This is a genomic window from Sphingopyxis sp., from assembly GCF_035250425.1.
Lineage (GTDB): Bacteria > Pseudomonadota > Alphaproteobacteria > Sphingomonadales > Sphingomonadaceae > Sphingopyxis.
On the sequence record NZ_DATFFD010000088.1, the window covers coordinates 1 to 4,063 of the forward strand.

Consider the following 4,063-nt stretch of genomic DNA (forward strand, 5'->3'; position numbering starts at 1 on the left):
TTGGGCGCCGACGTCATCGAGGTGCCCGCCGACGCGATGGGGGCGAACGCGGTCGAGGCTTATCTTGGTATCAAGCGGGCGGGCAGCTTATGATTCCCGCGACCGCTCCAACCCGCGCGATCGACGCGCCGAGCTTTTCGACCAGCCGCTTTCGCGCCGAGCGCGAATCCGACTGGATCGCCTTCGACCTGCTGCTCACCAAGCTGGAGAAGAAGGGCGCGACCGCGCTGACCAGCGACGAGCTTTTGCAATTGCCCCTGCTTTACCGCGCGACCTTGTCGTCGCTGTCGATCGCACGCGCGACCAGCCTCGACAAGGCGCTGCTCGATCACCTCGAGGCGCTGTCGATCCGCGGCTATTTCCTGATCTATGGCGTGCGCGAGAGCCGGCTCAATCGCCTGCGCCGTTTCTTCCTCTACGACTGGCCCGCCGCGGTGCGGTCGGTGTGGAAGGAAACGATCATCATCGCGTTGATCATCCTGCTCGGCGCGCTGACCAGCTATTCGCTCGTCGCGAGCAACCCCGAATGGTATTTCAACTTCGTCCCCGAAGAGATGTCGGGCGGCCGCGATCCGCGCGCAACCGCCGAGTTCCTGCAATCGACGCTGGGCCATGGCAAGGCGGTGGCGGGCGAGGGCGAAAGCGGGCTGCACGTTTTTGCGACCTATTTGTTCACCCACAACAGCCAGGTGTCGATCCTGTCCTTTGCCTTGGGCTTCGCCTTTGGCGTGCCGACGATGATGCTCGAATATTATCAGGGCATCGGCCTCGGCGCGATGATGGCGGTTTTTACCGGCAAGGGGCTGGGCTATGATTTCGGCGGCTGGCTGTTCATCCACGGCACCACCGAATTGTTCGCCGCCGCGCTGTCGGGCGCAGCGGGCCTCCGCATCGGCACCGCGGTCGTCTTTCCCGGCGCGCGCGGGCGGTTGCAGGCGGCGTCGGAGGCGGGGCGCACCGCGGGCAAGGTGATGGTCGGGGTGATCATCATGCTGTTCGCCGCCGGCCTCCTAGAAGGCTTCGGGCGCCAGCTGATCACCGACACGATGCTGCGCTATGCTACGGGCACGCTGATGCTGCTGTTCTGGATCGCCTATTATTACATCCCGCGTCGCGAGGATGTGACATGAGCGCCGCCGCCGAGGCCAATGCCAAGCTGCGCGCCGCGCGGGCGAAGAAAATCCGCCAGTTCATCACGCCCGAAGGCGTCGACTTGGAATTGAAGATCGCGGGCTCGGGGCTGCGCTTCGGGGCGCTGCTGATCGACATGATCCTGATCCAGCTCGTGCTCCTCCTCTTCTGGCTGCTGATGGCCTGGGTCGGCGTCGCCTCGCGGTCGGACGTCACGGAGGTCATCTGGATGCTCGGCGCTTTCCTGCTGCGCACCTTCTGGTTCATCGGGTTCGAGCTGGGTTCGCGCGCGGCGACGCCGGGCAAAAGGCTGATGGGGATCCGCGTGGTCGCGCGCGACGGCGGCCGCCTTACCGCCGATGCGGTGGTCGCACGCAATCTGATCCGCGAGCTCGAAATCTTTTTGCCGCTGATGATGCTGGGGGTCGGCGTCGCCGAGGATGCGGTGTCGGGCTGGCTCATGCTGGCGGGTGTGCTGTGGTCGCTGACGCTCAGCCTGTTCCTGCTGTTCAACCGCGACCGGATGCGGATGGGCGACCTGATCGCGGGAACCTGGGTCGTGATGGCGCAGCGGGTGAAACTAGACGCCGATATCGGGGTCGAGGCCGCGGGCGATGCGATGGCGTTCAGCGAGGCCGAACTCGCCGTCTATGGCATTTTCGAATTGCAGGAGCTCGAACGCGTGCTGCGCGGCCGCGATCCGCGCGCGATGCGCGAGGTCGCCGACGCGATCCGCGCCAAGATCGGACGCGCGATCGCCGAAGAGGATGACGTCTTCCTGCTTTCCTACTACCGCCAGCTCAAGGCCCGGCTCGAACGCAAGCTGCTGTTCGGCAAAAGGCGAGAGGATAAATATGCCAGCGACTGACACCCCTGCAACCGAGAATGGCGTAACCCGGGCCCTGCACGCGCGCCGTTCGGTGCGCGCCTTTACCGATCGGCCGGTCGACCCGGCGCTGCTCAAGGATATTTTCGCTACGGCGCAGCGCGCGCCATCGGGGGGCAATCTTCAACCATGGCAGGCGACGCTAGTCACCGGCGCTCCGTGGCAGGCGGTGAAGGACGCGGTCGCGGAGCGGATCGCGATGGGCCGCGAAGGTTATGAGCCCGAATATGACATCTATCCCAAGGGGCTCACCGAACCGTGGGAAGCGCGCCGCTTCGGGGTCGGCGAGGCGCTCTACGCCTCGCTCGGCATCCCGCGCGACAACAAGGCGGGCCGGATCGCTCAGTTCGTGGAGAATTACCGGGGTTTCGGCGCACCCGTAATGCTTTTCCTCCATTGTTCGCGCATCATGGGACCGCCCCAATGGTCGGACATGGGCATGTGGCTGCAATCGGTGATGCTGCTGCTCGTCGAGGCGGGACTCGCTAGCTGCCCGCAGGAATGCTGGGCAATGTACGGGGCGACGGTTCGCCGCACGCTGGCGCTGGACGAGGGGCAGATTTTGTTCACCGGGCTTGCGATCGGCTATGCCGATGCCGATGCAGCGGTGAATCAGTGGCCGGTGCCGCGCGTAGGGCTCGACGAAGTGATGGATTGGCAGGGATTTTGAGGATGAGCAGCAAGCAACCCGGTTTTCGCTTTGGCATGGCGGGCGCGCTGATGCTTGTCGTCGCGGGCTGCACGGCGATTCCCAAACCCGAAGCACCTGCGCCCGCACCGCAACCCGTCGCCCCCGCACCGACACCCGCGCCACTGCCGACGCCGTCCCAGTCGTGGGAGGACCGTGCGGTCGACCGCGGCGCATGGCGTTACGATGCCGGAAGCAAGGTCGCGGCGTTCGTCCCGACGGGCAGTTCAAACCCGCTGCTCACGATGGCGTGCAGCGGCGGCGCCATCCGGATGACCTCGGCGCTTGCCGGCAATGTCAGCCTGCGCACCAGCGCGGGGACCGATCAGATTCGCTTCGACGGCGGCAGCGCAAACCTTGCGAACCGCGACCCGCGGCTCGACCGCATCGCCTTCAGCCGCGGCCGCTTCGCGCTCGAAACGCCGGGCGGCGGGGCGATGACGTTGCCCGTGCAGTCCGAAATCGGCCGCGTGATCGAGGATTGCCGCTAAACACCCTCCCTGTGGCGGAGCCATGGGGAGGATCGAAACAGCGCTTTCCTACATTATCCAGCTGTGTCAGCCTGAACGCTGGCTCTTTGAATCGTCTATCACCACCCGCGCACGGCAATATCCCGCACTGACCTTAAAGCGACAAAGGAGACAGTTGCGGCGCGTTCATGCGAATCCTTTGTCGCTTTAAGGCCACAAAAGACACAAATCGAATGCGCGCATGCGGGGCTTTTGTGGCCCTAACCACCCAGCTGAACCGTCCCGCCCTTGATCCAGCCCCAGCGGCACGGACCCTGATATTCGCGGGCATTCGGCACCGACTTGCCGACGCCGCACATGTCGGGGTCGGTGCCGGGCGCGGCGAAGACGACGCCGAACCAGGCGTCATTCTCGGCGGCCTCGCACAGCGACACATTCGCGCCGCCGGCAAGCTTCGCCTTGACCGCGCGCGTCTCGTTCGGTGCCCAGTAAACGTCGGTGCCGCCCGCCTTGACGCGGCTGATGCTCGAACAGGCGGGCAGGCTCGGCCCTTCGGTGCCGATCATCACCGCGCGCGTGGCGAGCGGCTCGCCGGCAACCGCAGGCGCGTTTTCGGCGGGCGGTGCGGGCTGGCTGCACGCGGCGAGCGAGGCGATCAGAAGGGCGGCGGCGGGGATGACGAGACGATGTTTCATGCCTCTGAAACTAGCCGCCGCGCGCCCCCCGCGCAACGCTCGTCGCGACACGACCGAGAGCCGCATTTTCGCTTGGGTTTTGCCGCCTTCGACCCTATATAATCGATATGACGGACACCCCAGAAAATACGGCGCCGGTCGCGCCCGCCAACCAGCCCAACACCAACGCCTATGGCGCCGATTCGATCAAGGT

At 65.5% G+C, this 4,063-nt stretch carries 5 protein-coding genes; 4 read left to right on the forward strand and 1 reads right to left on the reverse strand.

The features are described 5' to 3' along the window. Positions 1-89 precede the first annotated feature (89 nt). From VJ811_RS05245 to VJ811_RS05260, 4 genes are read left to right on the forward strand one after another with little or no spacing between them, the layout of a single operon-like run. Entirely contained in the window at positions 90-1,130 is a 1,041-nt protein-coding gene (locus tag VJ811_RS05245; RefSeq protein WP_324071217.1) for a stage II sporulation protein M, read from the forward strand. Continuing rightward, complete coding sequence (locus tag VJ811_RS05250; RefSeq protein WP_324071218.1) at positions 1,127-1,999, forward strand: RDD family protein; 873 nt, start codon at positions 1,127-1,129, stop codon at positions 1,997-1,999. Before VJ811_RS05245 ends, VJ811_RS05250 begins: the two co-directional genes overlap by 4 nt. After that, positions 1,986-2,687, forward strand: a complete 702-nt coding sequence (locus VJ811_RS05255; protein WP_324071219.1) for a nitroreductase — start codon at positions 1,986-1,988, stop codon at positions 2,685-2,687. The genes VJ811_RS05250 and VJ811_RS05255 overlap by 14 nt, the downstream gene beginning before the upstream one ends. A 2-nt stretch (positions 2,688-2,689) precedes the next feature. Next, the gene (locus tag VJ811_RS05260; RefSeq protein ID WP_324071220.1) at positions 2,690-3,196 is read left to right on the forward strand and encodes a hypothetical protein; all 507 of its coding nucleotides are present in this window, start codon (positions 2,690-2,692) and stop codon (positions 3,194-3,196) included. Between the two features lie 239 nt (positions 3,197-3,435). On the opposite strand, the gene VJ811_RS05265 is transcribed toward VJ811_RS05260, so the two are convergent. Beyond that, positions 3,436-3,870: a hypothetical protein gene (locus VJ811_RS05265; RefSeq protein ID WP_324071221.1), complete on the reverse strand. Its 435-nt coding sequence runs from the start codon at positions 3,868-3,870 to the stop codon at positions 3,436-3,438. Positions 3,871-4,063 lie beyond the last annotated feature (193 nt).

What these genes read in the sequence shown, in the direction of transcription:
- VJ811_RS05245 (WP_324071217.1), top strand. Translation starts at nt 90, where the DNA reads ATGATTCCCGCGACCGCTCCAACCCGCGCGATCGACGCGCCGAGCTTT.
- VJ811_RS05250 (WP_324071218.1), top strand. Translation starts at nt 1,127, where the DNA reads ATGAGCGCCGCCGCCGAGGCCAATGCCAAGCTGCGCGCCGCGCGGGCG.
- VJ811_RS05265 (WP_324071221.1), bottom strand. Translation starts at nt 3,870, where the DNA reads ATGAAACATCGTCTCGTCATCCCCGCCGCCGCCCTTCTGATCGCCTCG.
- VJ811_RS05255 (WP_324071219.1), top strand. Translation starts at nt 1,986, where the DNA reads ATGCCAGCGACTGACACCCCTGCAACCGAGAATGGCGTAACCCGGGCC.
- VJ811_RS05260 (WP_324071220.1), top strand. Translation starts at nt 2,690, where the DNA reads ATGAGCAGCAAGCAACCCGGTTTTCGCTTTGGCATGGCGGGCGCGCTG.